16 protein-coding genes are annotated in these 17247 nt (G+C 72.2%); 4 read left to right on the top strand and 12 right to left on the bottom strand.

Features of this window, described 5'->3' with window-relative positions; genetic code table 11:
* Nucleotides 1-71: 71 nt before the first annotated feature.
* Nucleotides 72-929 (top strand): 3-hydroxybutyryl-CoA dehydrogenase, encoded by an 858-nt coding sequence (locus ACIBVL_RS27505; protein WP_399100872.1) that lies wholly within the window; start codon nt 72-74, stop codon nt 927-929.
* A 192-nt stretch (nt 930-1121) separates the two neighbouring features.
* Nucleotides 1122-1379 (top strand): hypothetical protein, encoded by a 258-nt coding sequence (locus tag ACIBVL_RS27500; RefSeq protein ID WP_399100870.1) that lies wholly within the window; start codon nt 1122-1124, stop codon nt 1377-1379.
* An 8-nt stretch (nt 1380-1387) separates the two neighbouring features.
* Here ACIBVL_RS27500 and ACIBVL_RS27495 read toward each other — a convergent pair whose 3' ends face one another.
* The 9 genes from ACIBVL_RS27495 to infC all read right to left on the bottom strand — a co-directional run bounded on the left by ACIBVL_RS27495 (nt 1388) and on the right by infC (nt 11170).
* A complete protein-coding gene (locus ACIBVL_RS27495; protein WP_399100868.1) occupies nt 1388-1924 on the bottom strand; it encodes an NUDIX hydrolase in 537 nt (178 codons plus the stop codon).
* 88 nt (nt 1925-2012) lie between these two features.
* On the bottom strand, nt 2013-3353 hold the full coding sequence (locus ACIBVL_RS27490) for a transcriptional regulator (protein WP_399100866.1): 1341 nt from the start codon (nt 3351-3353) through the stop codon (nt 2013-2015).
* Nucleotides 3354-3633: 280 nt separating this feature from the next.
* A complete protein-coding gene (locus ACIBVL_RS27485; RefSeq protein WP_399100863.1) occupies nt 3634-6192 on the bottom strand; it encodes a phenylalanine--tRNA ligase subunit beta in 2559 nt (852 codons plus the stop codon).
* Nucleotides 6192-7313 carry a phenylalanine--tRNA ligase subunit alpha gene (pheS, locus tag ACIBVL_RS27480; RefSeq protein ID WP_399100861.1) on the bottom strand — a complete coding sequence of 374 codons (1122 nt, stop codon included), beginning with the start codon at nt 7311-7313 and terminating at the stop codon, nt 6192-6194. Before pheS ends, ACIBVL_RS27485 begins: the two co-directional genes overlap by 1 nt.
* 149 nt (nt 7314-7462) lie before the next feature.
* Complete coding sequence (locus tag ACIBVL_RS27475) at nt 7463-8578, bottom strand: ATP-binding protein (protein ID WP_399100859.1); 1116 nt, start codon at nt 8576-8578, stop codon at nt 7463-7465.
* A 54-nt stretch (nt 8579-8632) separates the two neighbouring features.
* Nucleotides 8633-9484: a TrmH family RNA methyltransferase gene (locus ACIBVL_RS27470; RefSeq protein WP_399100857.1), complete on the bottom strand. Its 852-nt coding sequence runs from the start codon at nt 9482-9484 to the stop codon at nt 8633-8635.
* A gap of 225 nt (nt 9485-9709) precedes the next feature.
* Entirely contained in the window at nt 9710-10093 is a 384-nt protein-coding gene (gene rplT / locus ACIBVL_RS27465) for a 50S ribosomal protein L20 (RefSeq protein ID WP_004002577.1), read from the bottom strand.
* A gap of 98 nt (nt 10094-10191) precedes the next feature.
* The gene (rpmI, locus tag ACIBVL_RS27460; protein WP_004933563.1) at nt 10192-10386 is read right to left on the bottom strand and encodes a 50S ribosomal protein L35; all 195 of its coding nucleotides are present in this window, start codon (nt 10384-10386) and stop codon (nt 10192-10194) included.
* Nucleotides 10387-10495: 109 nt separating this feature from the next.
* Nucleotides 10496-11170 carry a translation initiation factor IF-3 gene (infC, locus tag ACIBVL_RS27455; protein ID WP_399101247.1) on the bottom strand — a complete coding sequence of 225 codons (675 nt, stop codon included), beginning with the start codon at nt 11168-11170 and terminating at the stop codon, nt 10496-10498.
* Between the two features lie 394 nt (nt 11171-11564).
* On the opposite strand from infC, the gene ACIBVL_RS27450 reads away from it, so the two are divergent.
* Nucleotides 11565-11942, top strand: coding sequence for a DUF1844 domain-containing protein (locus ACIBVL_RS27450; protein WP_399100855.1), 378 nt, complete (start codon nt 11565-11567; stop codon nt 11940-11942).
* Between the two features lie 158 nt (nt 11943-12100).
* Here the strand turns inward: ACIBVL_RS27450 and ACIBVL_RS27445 are convergent, their stop codons facing one another.
* A complete protein-coding gene (locus tag ACIBVL_RS27445) occupies nt 12101-12832 on the bottom strand; it encodes an SseB family protein (protein ID WP_399100853.1) in 732 nt (243 codons plus the stop codon).
* Between the two features lie 150 nt (nt 12833-12982).
* Between ACIBVL_RS27445 and ACIBVL_RS27440 the strand changes: the two genes are divergently transcribed.
* Nucleotides 12983-13993, top strand: a complete 1011-nt coding sequence (locus tag ACIBVL_RS27440) for a serine hydrolase (RefSeq protein WP_399100851.1) — start codon at nt 12983-12985, stop codon at nt 13991-13993.
* On the opposite strand, the gene mycP is transcribed toward ACIBVL_RS27440, so the two are convergent.
* Together mycP and ACIBVL_RS27430 are read right to left on the bottom strand one after the other, a co-directional pair.
* On the bottom strand, nt 13987-15192 hold the full coding sequence (gene mycP, locus ACIBVL_RS27435; protein ID WP_399100849.1) for a type VII secretion-associated serine protease mycosin: 1206 nt from the start codon (nt 15190-15192) through the stop codon (nt 13987-13989). The two genes, ACIBVL_RS27440 and mycP, sit on opposite strands and share 7 nt — an antisense overlap.
* Nucleotides 15189-15905: a hypothetical protein gene (locus ACIBVL_RS27430; RefSeq protein ID WP_399100847.1), complete on the bottom strand. Its 717-nt coding sequence runs from the start codon at nt 15903-15905 to the stop codon at nt 15189-15191. Before ACIBVL_RS27430 ends, mycP begins: the two co-directional genes overlap by 4 nt.
* Nucleotides 15906-17247: the final 1342 nt, after the last annotated feature.

Below are 17247 nucleotides of genomic sequence, written 5' to 3'. Positions count from 1 at the left end.
AGCAGGCCGACCGGGATCCGGCAGACCTGTCTCACCCATTCGGAGAAGACAGCGGAGCGAAGGGGACCGATGTGACCGACATCGAACGCGTCGGAGTGGTGGGCTGCGGCCAGATGGGCGCCGGCATCGCCGAGGTCTGCGCCCGCGCCGGACTCGACGTCAGGGTCGCCGAGACCACTGGCGAAGCCCTGGAGATAGGCCGTACCCGGCTCTTCAACTCCTTGGCCAAGGCCGCCGAGCGCGGCAAGATCAGCGAGGAGGAGCGGGACGCGACGCTGGCGCGTCTGAGCTTCACCACGGACCTCGGCGAGTTCGCCGACCGCGACCTGGTGATCGAGGCCGTCGTCGAGAACGAGCAGGTCAAGACCGAGATCTTCCAGGTCCTCGACCAGGTGGTCACCCGGCCTGACGCGATCCTGGCGTCCAACACCTCCTCCATCCCGCTGGTGAAGCTGGCGGTCGCCACCTCGCGGCCCGACCAGGTCGTCGGCATCCACTTCTTCAACCCGGCCCCGGTGCAGAAGCTGGTCGAGCTGATCCCGGCGCTGACCACCTCCGAGGGCACGCTGAGCCGGGCGCAGCTGTTCGCCGAGAAGCTGCTGGGCAAGCACGCGATCCGGGCCCAGGACCGCTCCGGCTTCGTGGTGAACGCGCTGCTGATCCCCTATCTGCTCTCCGCGATCCGGATGTTCGAGACCGGCATCGCCAGCCGCGAGGACATCGACAACGGCATGGAGATGGGCTGCGCCCACCCGATGGGCCCGTTGAAGCTGTCGGACCTGATCGGCCTGGACACCGTCGCCTCGGTCGCGCAGAGCATGTACGAGGAGTACAAGGAGCCGCTGTACGCCGCTCCCCCGCTGCTCCAGCGCATGGTGGACGCGGGCCGGCTGGGCCGCAAGACCGGCTCGGGGTTCTACACGTACTGATCACTCACCGTGTTCGGAACGGGCCCGGCGCTCCGCGGAGTGCCGGGCCCGCGTGTTTCACACACCGTGCGCACACCGGGCCCGCATATGCCGCGCGCACACGCTCCCCGCCGGCCCACCAGGCGGGTTGACTCATCATGCGCATGCAAGGGATGCGACACCCCCACGTTCGACTACGGAAAGGAGTGGACCGTGACCGCCGACCCGGAGCATCCCGTGGTCCATGGAGAACTCGCAGAGTTACGTCGTCGTCTCGATGTGGCGTACGCCCGTGTCGAGGGAGGACTGGCCCTGCTCAGTCATCGCACCGAGGAGACCGCCAAGGAAGTGGACGAGCTGAACACCCGCATGATCTCGCTGGAACACGCGCGCTGGCCACTGCCCTCTCTCGCGGCGCTCACGGCCCTGGGAGCCCTGGTCGTGACGGTCTGGCAGGCGCTGGCCCACTGACGTCCGGACTACGCTTCGGCGAGCCTGAGGTGGTGCAACAGCATCAAAGCGGCCGCCATGTTGGCGGCCGGGACCTCCCCCCGGGCGACCATGTCGGGCACGAGCTTGAGCGGTACCCACTCCCGGCGGTCCGACTCGAAGTCGTCCACCGGATGTCCGACGTACTCGCCCCGGTCCGACCAGTAGATGTGGTGGACGGCGTCGGTGAGACCGTTGGACGGTTCCACGCTCAGGAGGTGGTGGAGGGGCCCCGGCCGCCAGCCGGTCTCCTCCTCCAGTTCCCTGGCGGCCGCACGAGCGATCTCCTCGCCGTCCTCCACGACACCCGCCGCGAGTTCCCACCCCCAGCTGTCGGTGATGAAGCGGTGGCGCCACAGGAGCAGGACCTCGTTCGCCTCGTTGACCACCGTGGCCACGGCAACGGGCCGCAGCCGTATGAGGAAGTGGTCGAGGTGCCGGCCGTCCGGCAGCTCCACATCGGCCAGGTTGACGCTGAACCAGCGGTTTTCATACACAGTTTGCTCGTTCTGTTTCGTCCACTGCACGGTTCTGCCACCTTCCGTCGGGTGAGTGGCAATATCGCAGCAGGGACTGTGCCTCGCCGGTGTTCAGGTACCCGCTGTGCGCCAAGGTCTACAGCGGTACGCGCAGTGCTCCGTCGATGAGTTCGGCGGCCTCGGTCGTGCCCGCACAGCCGCTGCGCGCCAGGTGTTCGCGCACCGCCCGGAGTCTGTCGCGCAGCCGCTGCGACTCCATGCCTCTCGCCTGCTCGGCCATCTGCACGGCGGTGACCACCGCCTTGTCCGCGTGTCCCTGGCGCAGTTCGATCGTGCTGAGCATGGCGAGCCGGTGCACCCGGCCCCGGTCGTGTGCGGGGTTGTCGACGGCGGCGTGGGCGTGTTCGGCGGCCGCGGCGATCTCCCCGAGGCTGAGCAGCGCCTCCGCCACCTGGACGTTGACCAGACCCGGCTGGACATAGCCCGTCTCGTCGGGCTCGTGCCCCCGCCTGATACGTGCGGCGGCCGTCTCGGCCCGCCGGATGCACGACAGGGCGCTCGTGCCGTCGCCGAGGTGGGCGTACGCCTTGGCCTGCATCGCGTACAGATCGGAGGCGAGGGCGGGGGTGATGTGCTTGCCGGCGGCGCGCAGCGCGGCCTCCGCGAAGGCGACGGCCTGCCGGTACTCCCGCATGAACAGCGACTGGTTGACCAGGAGCGCGATGACGTACGCCCCAAGTCCCCGGTCGCCGCTGGCCTTGGCGAGCCGCAGCGCCTGGTGGAAGTAGCGCTGGGCAAGACCGTGTGCGTCGGAGTCGTATGCGCAGATCCCCGCGACCGCGACCAGGCCCCCGGTGGCGCGGTGCAGTTGACGTCCCGTCTCGTCGGTGTAACTGCCCCTCAGCAAGGGGGCGGCCTCCGCGTTGAGGAAGCCGACGATACGGCTGCGGGTCGCGATACCGCCGGCCTTGCGGTACATCTGCTCGTAGTGGGTGCGGGCGGCGCGCAGCATGCCGATGTCGGCGGAGGTGACCCGGTGCCGGCCGCCCCGGGAGACGTCCACGTCCTCGGGCGGATTCTCCCACTCCCATACGGGCATCACGGCGGGCGTCCCCGTCACCGCGGGCGCGCCGAGGAGGTGCGGGCGCTGCTGCTCGTCGGAGCGCCACAGGGCGGTGGCCCGCTCGACGAAGCCGGAGAGGGAGGTGCCGTGCGGGGTGGACGGCTCGCCCGGCACCCCGAGGCCGATGTCGTCGAGGGTGACCGGCCGGTGCAGGCGCTCCGCGAGGACCTCGCAGATCAGGTCGGGGACCTGACCGCGCGGGCGCTGGCCCTTCAGCCAGCGGGCGACCGCCGTGTGCTCGTACCGCAACGCGAGTCCACGTGCCCGCCCGGCCTGGTTCACATGGGCGGCGAGGCCCGCGTGCGAGATACCCGCCTCGTCCAGGATCGCGTCGAGCAGAGTGTTGGGCTGCATGGGTGCCCCCCGGTGCCTCGGTGCGGCCAGCGTAGTGGGTCCGGGTTCACACGGGGTGTGAAGCGAATGCGCGCATCCGCGCAGTGCGCGCGCTGTCGCGGAGAGTTTCCAGCCGGTTGACTGAAATGCCTCGCAAGAGGTTCGCCGGGCCGTCGGCTCCCCCTCAACAAGCGACGGTCCGGCGTTTGCGTGCGGCCTTCACCCCCTGGGTGGGCGCACGAACGCCAGGGCGCGGGGGACTGCCCGACCAGCCACAGTCCACCCGCGCCCGGCGAACGCATCAGCCCCGCAGAACGGCTCCCGTCCGCTCGCCCGCGAGGGCGACCGCCGCGTCCCGCGCGGCCGAGGCCTCATCGACCGTCAGCGTCCGGTCCCCCGCGCGGAAGCGCAGCGCGTACGCCAGCGACTTCTTGCCGTCACCGAGCTGCTCTTCGTTGACGTACACGTCGAACAGCCGGATCCCCTCAAGCAGCTCGCCGGCGCCCTCCCGCAGCGCGGCCTCGACCTCGGCGTGCGGCACGAACGTGTCGACGACGAGGGCGACGTCCTGCGTCGCCACGGGGAACGTGGAGATGCTCGGAGCCTGCGGGGTGTCGTCGCCCACCGACTCCAGGACGTCGAGGTCCAGCTCCATCGCGGAGGTGCGCGCGGGCAGTCCGAGCGCCTTCAGGACGCGGGGGTGCAGTTCGCCCGCGTGACCGACGACCCGCTCCGCGCCGTCGACGACCACCACGAACTCGGCGCACCGGCCGGGGTGCCACGGCCCGTACTGGCCCTTGCGGACGATCAGCTCGGCACCGGCTTCCCGCGCGACCGCGCGACCGGCCTCCACCGCGTCGGCCCAGTCGGCCGGGCGGCCCTTGCCCCACCAGCCGGCCTGCTCGCGGGCGCCCGCGAGGACGGCTGCGACATGGCGCGGCTGCTCGGGCAGCACCGCGTTCAGCGCGGCGAGCTCCTCGTCGGTGGGGCGCCGGTCGACCGGGAGGTGACCGGCGACACCGGCCTCCTCGCGCGGCTGGAAGACCAGCCCGGTCTCGAACAGCGCCAGGTCGTGCGAGCCCCGCCCGTCGTTGCGCCGCAGGGCGCCCAGCAGGCCCGGCAGCAGCGACGTGCGGAGCGCGGGCTCCTCGTCGTTGAGCGGGTTGGTGAGCTTGACGACGCGGCGGGCCGGGTCGTCGGCGTCCAGGCCGAGCTGGTCGAAGACCTGCTCGCTGATGAACGGGTAGTTCGGCGCCTCGACGTAACCGGCACCGGCCAGTGCGCGGCCGACGCGGCGGTGCAGCCGCTGGCGGTGGGTGAGGCCGCGGCCCGAGGGGAGCTTGGGCAGCGTGGAGGGCAGGTTCTCGTAGCCCTCCAGGCGGATGACCTCCTCCGCCAGGTCGTTGGCCTCGACGAGGTCGGGCCGCCAGGACGGGACGGTGACGATCAGCTCGTCCTGCCCGTAGACGTCGCAGCCGATCTCCTGCAGACGGCGTACGACGGTCTCGCGGCCGTACTCGACGCCCGCGACCTTGTCGGGGTGGTTCGCCGGGACGGTGATGGTGTGCGGGGCGGACGGGGCGATGATCTGCGTGACGCCCGCGTCCGCCGTGCCGCCGGCGAGGAGGACCAGCAGGTCGACCGTGCGCTGGGCGGCGGCCGCGGCGGCGGCCGGGTCGACACCGCGCTCGAAGCGCCGGGACGCCTCGGAGGACAGCTTGTGACGGCGGGCCGTGCGCGCGATCGCCACCGCGTCGAAGTGGGCGGCCTCGATGATCACGTCGGTCGTGGAGTTCCCGCCGTTCTCGACGGCGAGCGGGGTCTCCCCGGTCGAGTGAAGCCCGGACTGGGGGACGTCGGCGATCTCGGTGTTGGCGCCGCCCATGACACCCGCGAGGCCGATCGGGCCGCGGTCGTCGGTGATGACGAGGTCCTCGGCGTGCAGCTTGCGGGTGACCCCGTCGAGGGTGACGATCTGCTCGCCCTCCCCGGCCCGGCGGACGCCGATGGTGCCCTGGACCAGCGAACGGTCGTAGGCGTGCAGCGGCTGGCCGAGCTCCATCATCACGTAGTTGGTGATGTCGACGGCGAGCGAGATCGGGCGCATGCCGACCTTCTGCAGGCGGCGCTTCAGCCAGATCGGGGAGCGGGCCTCGGGGCTCAGACCGGTGACGGTACGCGCGGTGAAGCGGTCGCAGCCCATCGGGTCGGAGACCTGTACCGCGTAGCCGAAGGCGTTCGGGGCCGGTACGTCGATCAGGGCGGGGTCGCGCAGGGGCAGGCCGTACGCGATGGCGGCCTCGCGGGCGACGCCGCGGATGGACAGGCAGTCGCCGCGGTTGGCGGTGACGGCGATGTCCAGGACCTCGTCGACCAGCTCGAGCAGTTCGATGGCGTCCTTGCCGACCTCGGTCTCCGGCGGCAGCACGATGATGCCCTTGGTGCCGTCGTCGCCCATGCCCAGCTCGTCGCTGGAGCAGATCATGCCGTGGGAGGTCTTGCCGTACGTCTTGCGCGCGGCGATGGCGAAGCCGCCGGGGAGGACCGCGCCCGGGAGGACCACGACGACCTTGTCGCCGACGGCGAAGTTGCGGGCGCCGCAGACGATCTCCTGCGGCTCGCCGGTGCCGTTGGCGGTGCCGACGTCGACGGTGCAGAAGCGGATCGGCTTCTTGAAGCCCTCGAGCTCCTCGATGGTGAGCACCTGGCCCACGACGAGGGGGCCCTTGAGGTCGGCTCCGAGGTGTTCGACGGTCTCGACCTCGAGGCCCGCCGACACGAGCTTGGCCTGCACGTCACGACCGGTCTCGGTGGCCGGCAGGTCGACGTACTCCCGCAGCCAGGAAAGCGGGACCCGCATCAGATCTCCATCCCGAAGGGCCGAGTGAACCGGATGTCACCCTCGACCATGTCTCGCATGTCTTCGACGTTGTGGCGGAACATCAGCATCCGCTCGATGCCGAACCCGAAGGCGAATCCGCTGTACTTCTCCGGGTCGACGCCGCAGGCGGCCAGCACCTTGGGGTTGACCATGCCGCAGCCGCCCAGCTCGATCCAGCCCTCGCTGGAGCAGGTGCGGCAGGGGCGGTCGGGGTTCCCGACGGACTCGCCCCGGCAGACGTAGCACACCATGTCCATCTCGGCGGACGGCTCGGTGAACGGGAAGAAGTTCGGCCGCAGCCGGGTCTTCATGCCCTCGCCGAACAGCGACTGCACCATGTGGTCCAGGGTGCCCTTGAGGTCGGCCATGGTCAGGCCCTCGTCGACGGCGAGCAGCTCGACCTGGTGGAAGACCGGGGTGTGCGTGGCGTCCAGCTCGTCGGTGCGGTACACGCGGCCGGGGCAGATCACGTAGACCGGCAGCTCGCGGTCGAGCAGGGAGCGGATCTGCACGGGCGAGGTGTGGGTGCGCAGCACCACACCGGACTCGGTGCCGCCGTCGGGGCCCTCGACGAAGAAGGTGTCCTGCTCGCCGCGGGCCGGGTGGTCCGGTCCGATGTTCAGGGCGTCGAAGTTGAACCACTCGGCCTCGACCTGGGGGCCCTCGGCGACCTCGTAGCCCATGGCCACGAAGACGTCCTCGATGCGCTCCGAGAGCGTGGTGAGCGGGTGGCGGGCGCCGGCCGGTACGCGGTCGTACGGCAGCGTGACGTCCACCGCCTCCTCGACCAGCACGCGCGCGTCGCGCTCTGCCTCCAGCTCCTCCTGGCGGGCGGCGAGCCCCTTGTTCACCGCGCCGCGGGCCTGGCCGACGAGCTTGCCGGCGGCGGCCTTGGCGTGCGGGGGCAGGGCGCCGATCTCGCGGTTGGCGAGGGCCAGCGGGGAGGTGCCGCCGGTGTGGGCGACCTTGGCCTCCTGGAGCGCGTCGAGGGAGTCCGCGGCGGCGAAGGCGGCGAGCGCCTCGTCCCGCATGCGCTCGATCTCTTCCGGTTTCAACGCCTCGACCTCTACCGGGTCGTACGACTTATTCGGTGCCGACATCTCTTCCCGTGCTTCCGATTGGCTGGCTGAAGGTCCCCGTCACCGACTCGCAAGAGCTCGGAGGGCCGTCCCTGGGACACAAAGGTGCCAAAGGCCGAGTCTAACGGGGTGGAGGTATACGAATGCGCCCGCGGGCGGCTCGGGCGATCTCAGGCGAGATACGCCGGGGCCCCCACGGGCAACGTAAATCGGAACTCCGCGCCGCCGCCGGGGGCGCGGCCGACCGTGATGGTGCCGCCGTGGGCCTCGACGATGCCCTTGACGATGTACAGCCCGAGGCCCGTGCCGCCGCGCTTGCTGCCCCGCCAGAAGCGGGTGAAGACGCGGTTCATGGACTCCTCCGGGATGCCGGCGCCCTCGTCGCTCACGGTGACCGATGTGCCGGTGTCCTCCCCCTCCCGGGGGGAAGCGGCGGGCGTGATGTCAATCGTGACGGTTCCCTCTCCGTGGCGCACCGCATTTTCGATGAGGTTGCTGAGGACCTGGTCGACCTTGTCGGGGTCGGCCCACAGGGCGGGCAGCGGCTGTTCGATCCGGAGCAGGAACCGGTCGGCGGGCTGCCCCGCGGCGACGTAGGCCTGGATGTGCCGTCCTACGGCGGCGCCTATGTCGACCGGCTGCCGGCGCACCTCGAGCCGCCCGGAGTCGATCCGCGAGATGTCCAGGAGTTCGGCGATGAGCCGGGTGACGCGGTCGGCGTCGGCGTCGACGGTCTCCAGCATCAGCCGCTTCTGGTCATCGGTGAAGCGGGCCCATTTGGCGAGCAGCGTGGCGGTGAAGCCCTTGACGGAGGTGAGCGGGGAGCGCAGTTCGTGGGCGACGGTGGCGATCAGCTCGGCGTGGCTGCGCTCGGTGCGGCGGCGGGCCTCGGTGTCGCGGAGGGAGACCACGACGCGGCGGACGGCGCCGGTGGGCGCGGTACGGACGTACCGGACCGAGACCAGGACCTCTCGTCCGCCGGGCAGGAGCAGGTTGCGCTCGGGCTGGCCGACGCGGATGGCGAGGCCGCCGTAGGGGTCGGTGAGCTGCCACCAGCGGCGGCCTTCGAGGTCCTCTAACGGCAGGGCCTTGTCGAGCCGCTGTCCGAGGGCGTCCTCGGCCGCGACGGCCGTGATGCGGGCGGCGGCGGCGTTGAAGCAGATCACGTTCCCGTGCTCGTCGGCGACGACGAGCCCGTCGGGCAGGTCGTCGGGGTCGATGCCGAGTTCGGCGAGGTCACCGGCGGGGCGGGCCGCTCCCGGTGCGCTGCTCGTGCCGACACTCATCCCCGTACCCCACCTCCCATCCATCCGGACGAGGCCCCCGAGCTCGCCACCCTACTAGCTCTCGGTGACGGAGCGGCACCCTCCGGAGGCGCGCTGTGCACGGGCCGATGCGTAGAGACATACGGCGGCGGCGGTCGCCAGGTTCAGGCTCTCCGCCTTTCCGTGGATCGGCACGCGCACGACGGCGTCCGCGAGCGCGCGGGTCTCCTCGGGGAGTCCCCAGGCCTCGTTCCCGAAAACCCACGCCGTGGCCCCGCCCATGGTGCCGTTGTCGAGCTCGTCGTCGAGGTCGTCCTCCCCCGCCCCGTCGGCGGCCAGGATCCGCACCCCGGCGGCCTTGAGCCCGGCCACGGCCTGCTCGACGGGCACCCCGACGGCGACGGGCAGATGGAACAGCGACCCGACGGAGGCGCGTACGGCCTTCGGGTTGTACAGGTCGACGGAGGCGTCGGTCAGTACGACGGCCTCGGCGCCGGCGGCGTCGGCGCAGCGCAGGACGGTGCCGGCGTTCCCGGGGTCGCGCACATGCGCCAGTACGGCGACCAGCTTGGGCCGGGCGGCGAGGATCTCCTCGAAGGGGGTGTCGACGAACCGGCAGATCCCGACGAGCCCCTGCGGGGTGACGGTGGTGGAAATATCCGCGATGACCTGCTCGTCGGCGAGGTGGACGCGGGCCCCGGTGCCCCGGACCTCTCCGATGATGTCGGCATACCGCTCCGCGGCCTCGACGGTGGCGAACAGCTCGACCAGCGTGTTCCCGCCGTACGCAGCCGCCTCCCGCACGGCCTGCGGCCCCTCCGCGAGGAACAGCCGCTCCTTCCCCCGGAAGTTCCGCCGCGCGAGCCGCCGGGCGGCGGAGACCCGGGTGGAACGGGGGGAGATCAGTTCGGGGCTGGCGGAGGCCATGTTCTGGTTCACCTTCGAAAGCTCGGTGGTTCTTGTCCGCGGGGCGAATCGGGTGGTGCGACCGCACCCCCAGGGGCGCGGGGAAATGCGCGAACAGCCCGTTGAGCCCTCAAGGCCGCCACCGGCCCGCGTCCGAACGGCTGCCCGCGGCTGCGCAGACAGCAGGACCCGCAGGCCTGGAAACCTGCGGGTCCACCCGTCACGTCGGTCGAAGCCGGCGCAGCGTCACGCGGCCTTCGGGGCGTTGACGTCGCTCGGCAGCGCCTTCTGGGCGACCTCGACGAGCGCGGCGAACGCGCCCGCGTCGTTCACGGCGAGCTCGGCCAGGATCTTGCGGTCGACCTCGACGTTCGCGGCCTTCAGGCCCTGGATGAAGCGGTTGTACGTGATGCCGTTGGCGCGGGCAGCGGCGTTGATGCGCTGGATCCACAGCTGACGGAAGTCGCCCTTGCGCTTCTTGCGGTCGTTGTAGTTGTAGACCAGCGAGTGGGTGACCTGCTCCTTGGCCTTGCGGTACAGGCGCGAACGCTGACCGCGGTAGCCGGAGGCCTGCTCGAGGATCGCCCGGCGCTTCTTGTGGGCGTTGACTGCCCGCTTGACGCGTGCCACTTGTTAACTCCTTGTAGCGGGGCCGTGGGTGTCGTCACACGGCCCGGAATCGATTGGGTCCCGGTTTCGTCGGTGGGTCAGGCGCTGTGCGCCCGGCCTCACTTGCCGAGAAGCTTCTTGATCTTCGCGGCGTCGCCCGGGGCCATCTCGGCGTTGCCGGTGAGGCGACGCGTCACTCGGGACGACTTGTGCTCGAGCAGGTGGCGCTTGCCGGCGCGCTCACGGAGCACCTTGCCGGAGCCGGTGACCTTGAAGCGCTTGCTGGCACCGCTGTGCGACTTGTTCTTCGGCATAGCGCCGTTCTCTCCTCGTCGGTGGCGCTCCGGTGCCCGGTCGTGAAACCGGGCACGGTAGGAGCGTCGCTTGTATCGGTTACATCCATGGGACGTGTGTCCCGGTGGATCACGCCTCGGCGGAAGCCTCGGCAGGGGCCTCAGCGGTCTCGGTGACCTCGGCGCCCTCGGCATCCTCGGCGTCCGCGGGGTTCTGCGAGCGGCCGGGGTTGGCCTTCGCTTCGGCCTTGCGGGCCTCCTGCGCCTGACGGGCCTCGGCCATCGCCTCGGTCTTCTTCTTGTGCGGACCGAGGACCATGATCATGTTGCGGCCGTCCTGCTTCGGGTTCGACTCGACGAACCCGAGGTCCTGGACATCCTCCGCGAGACGCTGCAGCAGTCGGTATCCCAGTTCGGGACGGGACTGCTCACGACCGCGGAACATGATCGTGATCTTGACCTTGTCGCCCTGCTTGAGGAACCGGACGACGTGACCCTTCTTGGTGTCGTAGTCGTGCGGGTCGATCTTCGGCCGGAGCTTCATCTCCTTGATGACCGTGTGCGCCTGGTTCTTGCGCGCCTCACGGGCCTTCATGGCCGACTCGTACTTGAACTTCCCGTAGTCCATGAGCTTGCAGACCGGCGGGCGGGCGTTCGCCGCGACCTCGACCAGGTCCAGGTCGTACTCCTGCGCAAGCTCCAGTGCCTTGGCCAGGGGGACGATGCCCACCTGCTCGCCACTGGGACCGACAAGTCGCACCTCGGGAACGCGAATCCGGTCGTTGATGCGGGGCTCGGCGCTGATGGATCCTCCTCGGTAGCACCACGCGGCGGTCTGGCGGACGGCCGCGTAACGTCTGTGTTCGTTAGGCCTATAACCACGCCGAAGCACAAAAAATGCCCCGAACGATCACATGCGGGGCTCCAACACTTCCGGAGCACCTTCGCGGGGATCGCGGGGCGCACTACCGGGCGACTCCATCGTCCGTACGGAACGATGGTGGCCGCCTGACCGGGGTGACCCGCCGCCCTGAGGGTGGTCGGGTGGGAGTTCGGAGCCTCCACTTGTGGGCCGGGCCCGCCTGCTGGGTGGCACGCGTGTCCGACCGGTCGTTACACGAGATTACCAGCCAGCGCCAGGAACGGCGAATCGAGCCTCGACACGAGGGGCCGACGGGCCTGCGCCTATCGTGTGGGGCATGAGTGAGACCTCCCCCGCCGGTTCCGGCGAGAACCCCGGCGCCGCCGACTTCGACGAGATGACCCGCGACATCGCCGAGGTCCCGGCCGTCGAGGTGATCGTGACGGTCGCCGTGAACCTGATGAGCGCCGCGGCCGTGAAGCTCGGGCTGACCGAGGAGGGCGACAAGTACAAGGACCTGGACGAGGCCCGCAAGCTCGTCACGGCCCTCGCCGGCCTGCTGGACGCGAGCGCGACCGAGATCAGCTCCTTCCACGCGGCCCCGCTGCGCGACGGCCTGAAGTCGCTGCAGCTGGCGTTCCGCGAGGCGTCGATCGTCCCCGACGAGCCGGGCCAGGGGCCGGGCGAGAAGTACACGGGGCCCGTTTACGGCTAGGGCGTGTTTCGAAAGTAGCGTCGTCCGCCCGGAGGGCGCGGGGCCCGCGGCGTCTGGTGCGGTGCATCGCAAGGCGGAGGGTCGTCCGCGTACTGGGCGTACGCGGGCGATCCCGACAACGCGGCGAGAGGCGCGGCACAGGGGGCGCACGCCCTGGTTCACCCGCGTACGTACAGGGGCTCGCCCGGAGGCGTCGTCCCGGCCGGCAGCAGTGCCAGGTCGAGGCCGCGCACCAGGCGGGCCCTCAGTGTGTCGTCGGCGGCGAGGCGCTGGGCGACGGCCCGGGCCGCCTCGGCGGGGGCGGCGGCCGGGTCGAGGACGAGGGCGAGGGTGCCGTCGGCCGCTCCCGGCCCGAGGTGGGCGCTGACGACCGCGGACTCCGAGGCGACCGCGGCCCGCACCGCCTCCCGCACCGCCGGATCGGCGAGCGGATCGGTGGTCGTACGGCCCTCGGCGAGCGCCAGCAGCGCCGGTCCCGTCAGTTCGAACGCCACCGGCCCGGCCAGGTCGAGGACGACGGTGTCCGCCTTCTCGTGCGCGGCGGCCTGCAGGGCCTGGTGAAGGGGTACGGCGACGGGCCGGGCCGCCGGGTCCCAGCGGGCGAGGGAGTCGGTGGACGTGAAGGCCGGCAGGGCCGTGCGGGCGCCCGCTTTCAAGGTCGGGACTGCCATGTCGCTGGTCTTCTCACGGCGCAGTCCGTTCTCGCCCTCCTCGACCTCGCCGAGCACGGCCACCACGGGGACCAGGAGCCGGGCGCCCCTCAGCGCCTCCAGAACGGGTCCCACGGCGGTGCGGTCCTCGGCCCAGGCGGCGAGAGCCGCGCTCAGCCGGGGATCGGCGGAGCCGTCGTCGTCGGAGAAGCCGGGGTCGGGAATGTTCTTGTTCGCCACGGTCCCCGACCTTATCGGGGGGATGCTGCTGGGCTTGTGCGGGGCCGGAAACGCGGTGGTGACGACTTTCACAGGTTTCTCAGCCTCCGCTGACGTACCTCTTACGTCCGTCTAACGGCCCGCACAGTCGGCGCCTCCACCATCTCGGTCATGGAGTCTTCCAGAGCACGTCGCAGCCGTCGCGCTCGGCTGTCCCGGCGCCGTCCCCTCCTCTACACCGCGCTCGCCACCGTGGCCGTCCTGGGCGCCACCGCGGGCGGGACCGCGTACGTGAAGGCACAGGCGCACTCCGGCGGGGGAGCCGTATCGTCGTCCTCTCCGGCGCCGTCCGCGTCGGAGTCGGAGTCGGAGTCGACCCAGGAGGCGTCCGTGGAGCCGGTGGCCGTGCCCGAGGTGGACCACGACGCGCTGCTGGCGGCGGCGATGAAGTCGGTGACCGTGCCGGGCGACGCGGACGTGTCCGTGGCCGTGCTCGACGTGGAGTCCGGGGACAGCGCCACCTACGGCGACGCGGCGTTCGACACCGCGAGCATCGTCAAGGTGGACATCCTGGCGACGCTGTTGCTCCAGGCGCAGGACTCGGGACGGCATCTCACCGCGAGTGAGAAGTCGTACGCCACGGCGATGATCGAGAACAGCGACAACACCTCGGCGTCGGCGCTGTGGGACGCCATCGGGCAGGCCGGGGGGCTCGACGCGGCGAACGAGCGGTTCGGGCTCACGGACACCGAGGGCGGCGACGGGGCGCTGTGGGGGCTGACCCAGACCACGGCCGCCGACCAGCTCACCCTGCTCCGGCAGGTCTTCGGGGACGACTCGGAGCTGAGCGAGGCCTCACGGACGTATCTGCGGGGGCTGATGGGGCAGATAGCCGTCGGCCAGCACTGGGGGGTGTCGGCGGCCGCCGACGGCTCGTCGTGGGCGCTGAAGAACGGCTGGCTGCCCAGGAGCACCACCGGGCTGTGGGACATCAACAGCATCGGGCGGGTGACGTCCGACGACCGTGCGTACCTGGTGGCGGTGCTGTCGAAGGGCAACGCGACGCAGGCGAAGGGCATCTCGCTGGTGGAGGCGGCGGCGAAGGCGGCGGTGTCGGCGTTCGCGGACGACAGCGCGTCGGCGACGGCCACATCGGCCGGCCGGGTAGCCGGGCGTCAGTAGATCTCTAGCTCGTCCGGTTCCCGGCGGCCGCGCCACAGGAGGACCGCGCCGACCAGCAGCACCACCCCGGCGCCGCCCGCGAGCGGGGCGGTCCAGCTTGAGGTGTCGTCCTCGGAGGGGGCGGCTTCGGGGCCCGAGCCGAAGTACTTCTTGCCGTAGGAGGCGGACTTCAGGCCCTCCGGCCTGAGACCGGCGGCGGCTCTGATCGCGGCGGCCGGGTCGATGAAGCCGAAGCCGCGGGAGTCGTCGCGGCCGCCGACGGGGGCGTTGCGGGCGGTGTCCTCGAGGAGCTTCTTGATCTGCGCCGGGGTGAGCCCCGGATGGGCGGCCTCGATGAGCGCCACGGCTCCCGACACGAACGCCGAGGCCGCGCTGGTCCCCCAGCCCTCGTAGTACTTGTGGTCGGGCTCGGCGATGACCACTTTCTCGCCGGGGGCGCTGACCGTGGCGTACCAGCGGCGGGTGGAGAAGGAGGAGCGGGTGCCGTAGCGGTCGACGGCGGTCGCGACGATGACGCCCGGGTAGGCCGCCGGGTAGGAGATGTGGTCGCCCTTTTCGCCGCCGTTGCCGGCCGAGGCGACGACGACCACCCCCTTCTTCAGGGCGTACTGCACGGCCTCGTCCTCGGCCGGCTCGGGGTGGGCGGAGGCGGAGTCGTCGCCGAGGGAGAGGTTGATGACGTCGGCGCCCTGGTCGGCGGCCCAGCGGATGCCCTCGGCGAGGGCGTTGCCGCGGGTGTTGCGGGCCTTTGTGCGCTGTGGGTCCTTGTCCTCGAGGATCACGCGGACCGGCAGGATCTTGGCCTCCGGGGCGATGCCCATGACGCCGTCGGCGTCCGCGTAGCCGTGGCCGTGCCCGGCGATGATGCCGGCCATGGCCGTCCCGTGCCGGGCCCAGGCCCAGTCCCCCTCCTCGGCTCCGAAACCGACCATGTCCTTGCCCGGGAGGACGTTCCCTTCGAGGTCGGGGTGGTCGGCCTCGACGCCGGTGTCCAGGACGGCGACGGTGATGCCCTCGCCCTTGGTGGTCTGCCAGGCCTCCTGTGCGTGCAGCGCGTCCAGGGCCCACTGCTGGGCTCGGATGCTGTCGGCGTACGCCGGGGCGGCGGGCAGCAGGGCGACGGAGCCGGCGAGGAGGCAGCACAGAAGGCCCGCGCGGCGGGTGGTCCTTCGGCGGGCGGTGGTCGTCCGGCGGCTCATGAGGGCTGCTCCGAGGGCGGCGTGACGGCGGTCTTGCGCAGGCTTCGCTCGATGCGGTCGGCGAGGCCCCGGGCCTCGTTGCCGAGGCCGGCCTGGGCGGGGGCCGTGGTGGCGCCGGAGGCGGTGGCCTGCTGGGCGGGCTGCGGGGTGTCGACGGTACGGCCGTCGGCCCAGCCGGAGACGGCGTAGACGACGACGGGCGCGTCGGTGAGGACGGAGATCGTCCAGGAGGCGCGTTGCTTGTCGCCGAAGGAGGCCGCGGCGGTGTCCTTCGCCGCGTACGGCCGGGGCAGCAGGTCGGTCCGCTTCGCCAGGCCCTCCTTCGCGAACCGGGTGTCCAGTGAGCGCATGGCGGTCGCGTCGGCGGTGGTGAAGAGCAGGCCGACGGTGGTGACGTAGCTCTGGGTGGCGTCGGTGTAGGTGGCGCGCAGGAGCCGCCGGCAGCCGACCGGGGCGAGGGCCTGGCGCAGCAGTGGGTCGAAGGCGTCGGCGCAGCCGCTGTCCGGGGCCACGGCCACCCGCGTCCAGGTCCGGTCGGCTCCGCCGGGGCCCGCTCCCCGCCCCTCGACGGTCCGCGGGAACAGCTCGTCCACGGGAACGTTGTGCCACAGGCCGCCGGCCACGGCGTACGTGCCCCGCTCACCACTGCCTTCCGCGTCCCCGATGAGCCAACTCCCGGTGACGGCACCGCCGACGAGCCCCAGCCCGAACACGAAACATGCGGCGGCGGCCAGGGTACGAGTCCGTCGGCCGAGCCCCCGGGGCCCGTCCCCGAACCCCTCGGGCCGCGCGAAGGTGACAACGGGCCGCGTGGCCCCGGCGGCACCACCGGGTGCCATGGGCGCGCTCCAGGAGAGAGCCGGGTCGGGCGTGACCCCGCCGGCCACGGACCCGGGGGCCGCCGTGGGCGCCACGGGGGGCGGGGTGGGAACGGCCCCGGGGCGGGACGGCGGCACGGCAGGAGCCGGCGGCCGCTCGGTGGTCTTCGGATCCGCCGACGTCACGTCGAAGTCGGGATGCCGGACAGGAGAGGCAGGACTCCAGGCGGGCTGCGCGTCGAGGTCCGCGGGGGGCTGGGGAGCGGGAGCGGAAGGGCGCCGCGGGCCGCCGACTGGGCGCCGCTCGGGGGCACCCGGGCGGGAGTCGGGGGCAGCGGGGGCGGAGCCTCGAGGCGCGGCGGGGCGGTGCGTGGGGGCGGCAGGGGCGGAGCCCTGGGGCCCGGCGGGGGGGCGCTCGGAGGCAGGAGCGCGCTGCGCGGGGGCGGAAGGGCGGTGGGGCGGGGCGGCGGGGACGGAGCCCTGGTCCGGGTCCGTCCGGACAGCGCGGCTCGGGGCGGGCACCCAACTGCGGGGCAGGGGGCTCCAGGCGCTGTCGTGGTCGGACTCCGCAGCGGGACGTGGACCGGCCGTACCGGCGGATCCCGCTGAGCGGGAGCCGGGGGCGGACGGGCCCTGGGGGCGGGAACCGGCCGAAGTCGTGGAGCCTGAGGAGGCCGGGCCCTCGGGGCGCGCGCCGGGTTCGGCCGGAGCCGCGGAGCGTGAGCCGGTCGGGGTGCCGGGGCGGAAGGCGGGCGGGCGCTGTGGGGTCGCCGGGTCCGTGGCGCGGGGGGCGGTGGGGCGCGACGGGGCCGGGCCGCGTGGTGGGGTGCGGTCGGGGACCGGTGGTGTCTGGGGGCGGGTGTCGCCCCGCGGTGTCGCCTCGTCGCGTCGTGCGGCCGGGTGGCCCGTCTGGGGCGGGATGTCCGGGAAGCGTGCCGACGCGGGCGGCGGGGGCGGGGTCATGGCGTCCGTGGGGTGGGTGGACGACGGCACACGGGGTGCCGGGGGCGCCGTGTCCGAGGTGCGGGAGGCACGCGGATCGGGCGCAGGCGCGTACGGCCGGAACCAGGACGAAGTGTCCCTGGGAGCCTTCGGAGGGGTCCGCGAGGCGCCGGACGAGCCCACGGCACCCGACGCTCTCTCCGTGCCTGCCCCGGACGCCCGCGACGCGCTCTCGGCACCGGCCCCGGACGCCCCCGGGGTGCTCGGCGCACCGTCTCCGGACTGCCCCGACCTG

Source organism: Streptomyces sp. NPDC049687, assembly GCF_044465285.1.
GTDB lineage: Bacteria > Actinomycetota > Actinomycetes > Streptomycetales > Streptomycetaceae > Streptomyces.
This window is presented reverse-complemented; position numbering and strand designations above follow the sequence as displayed.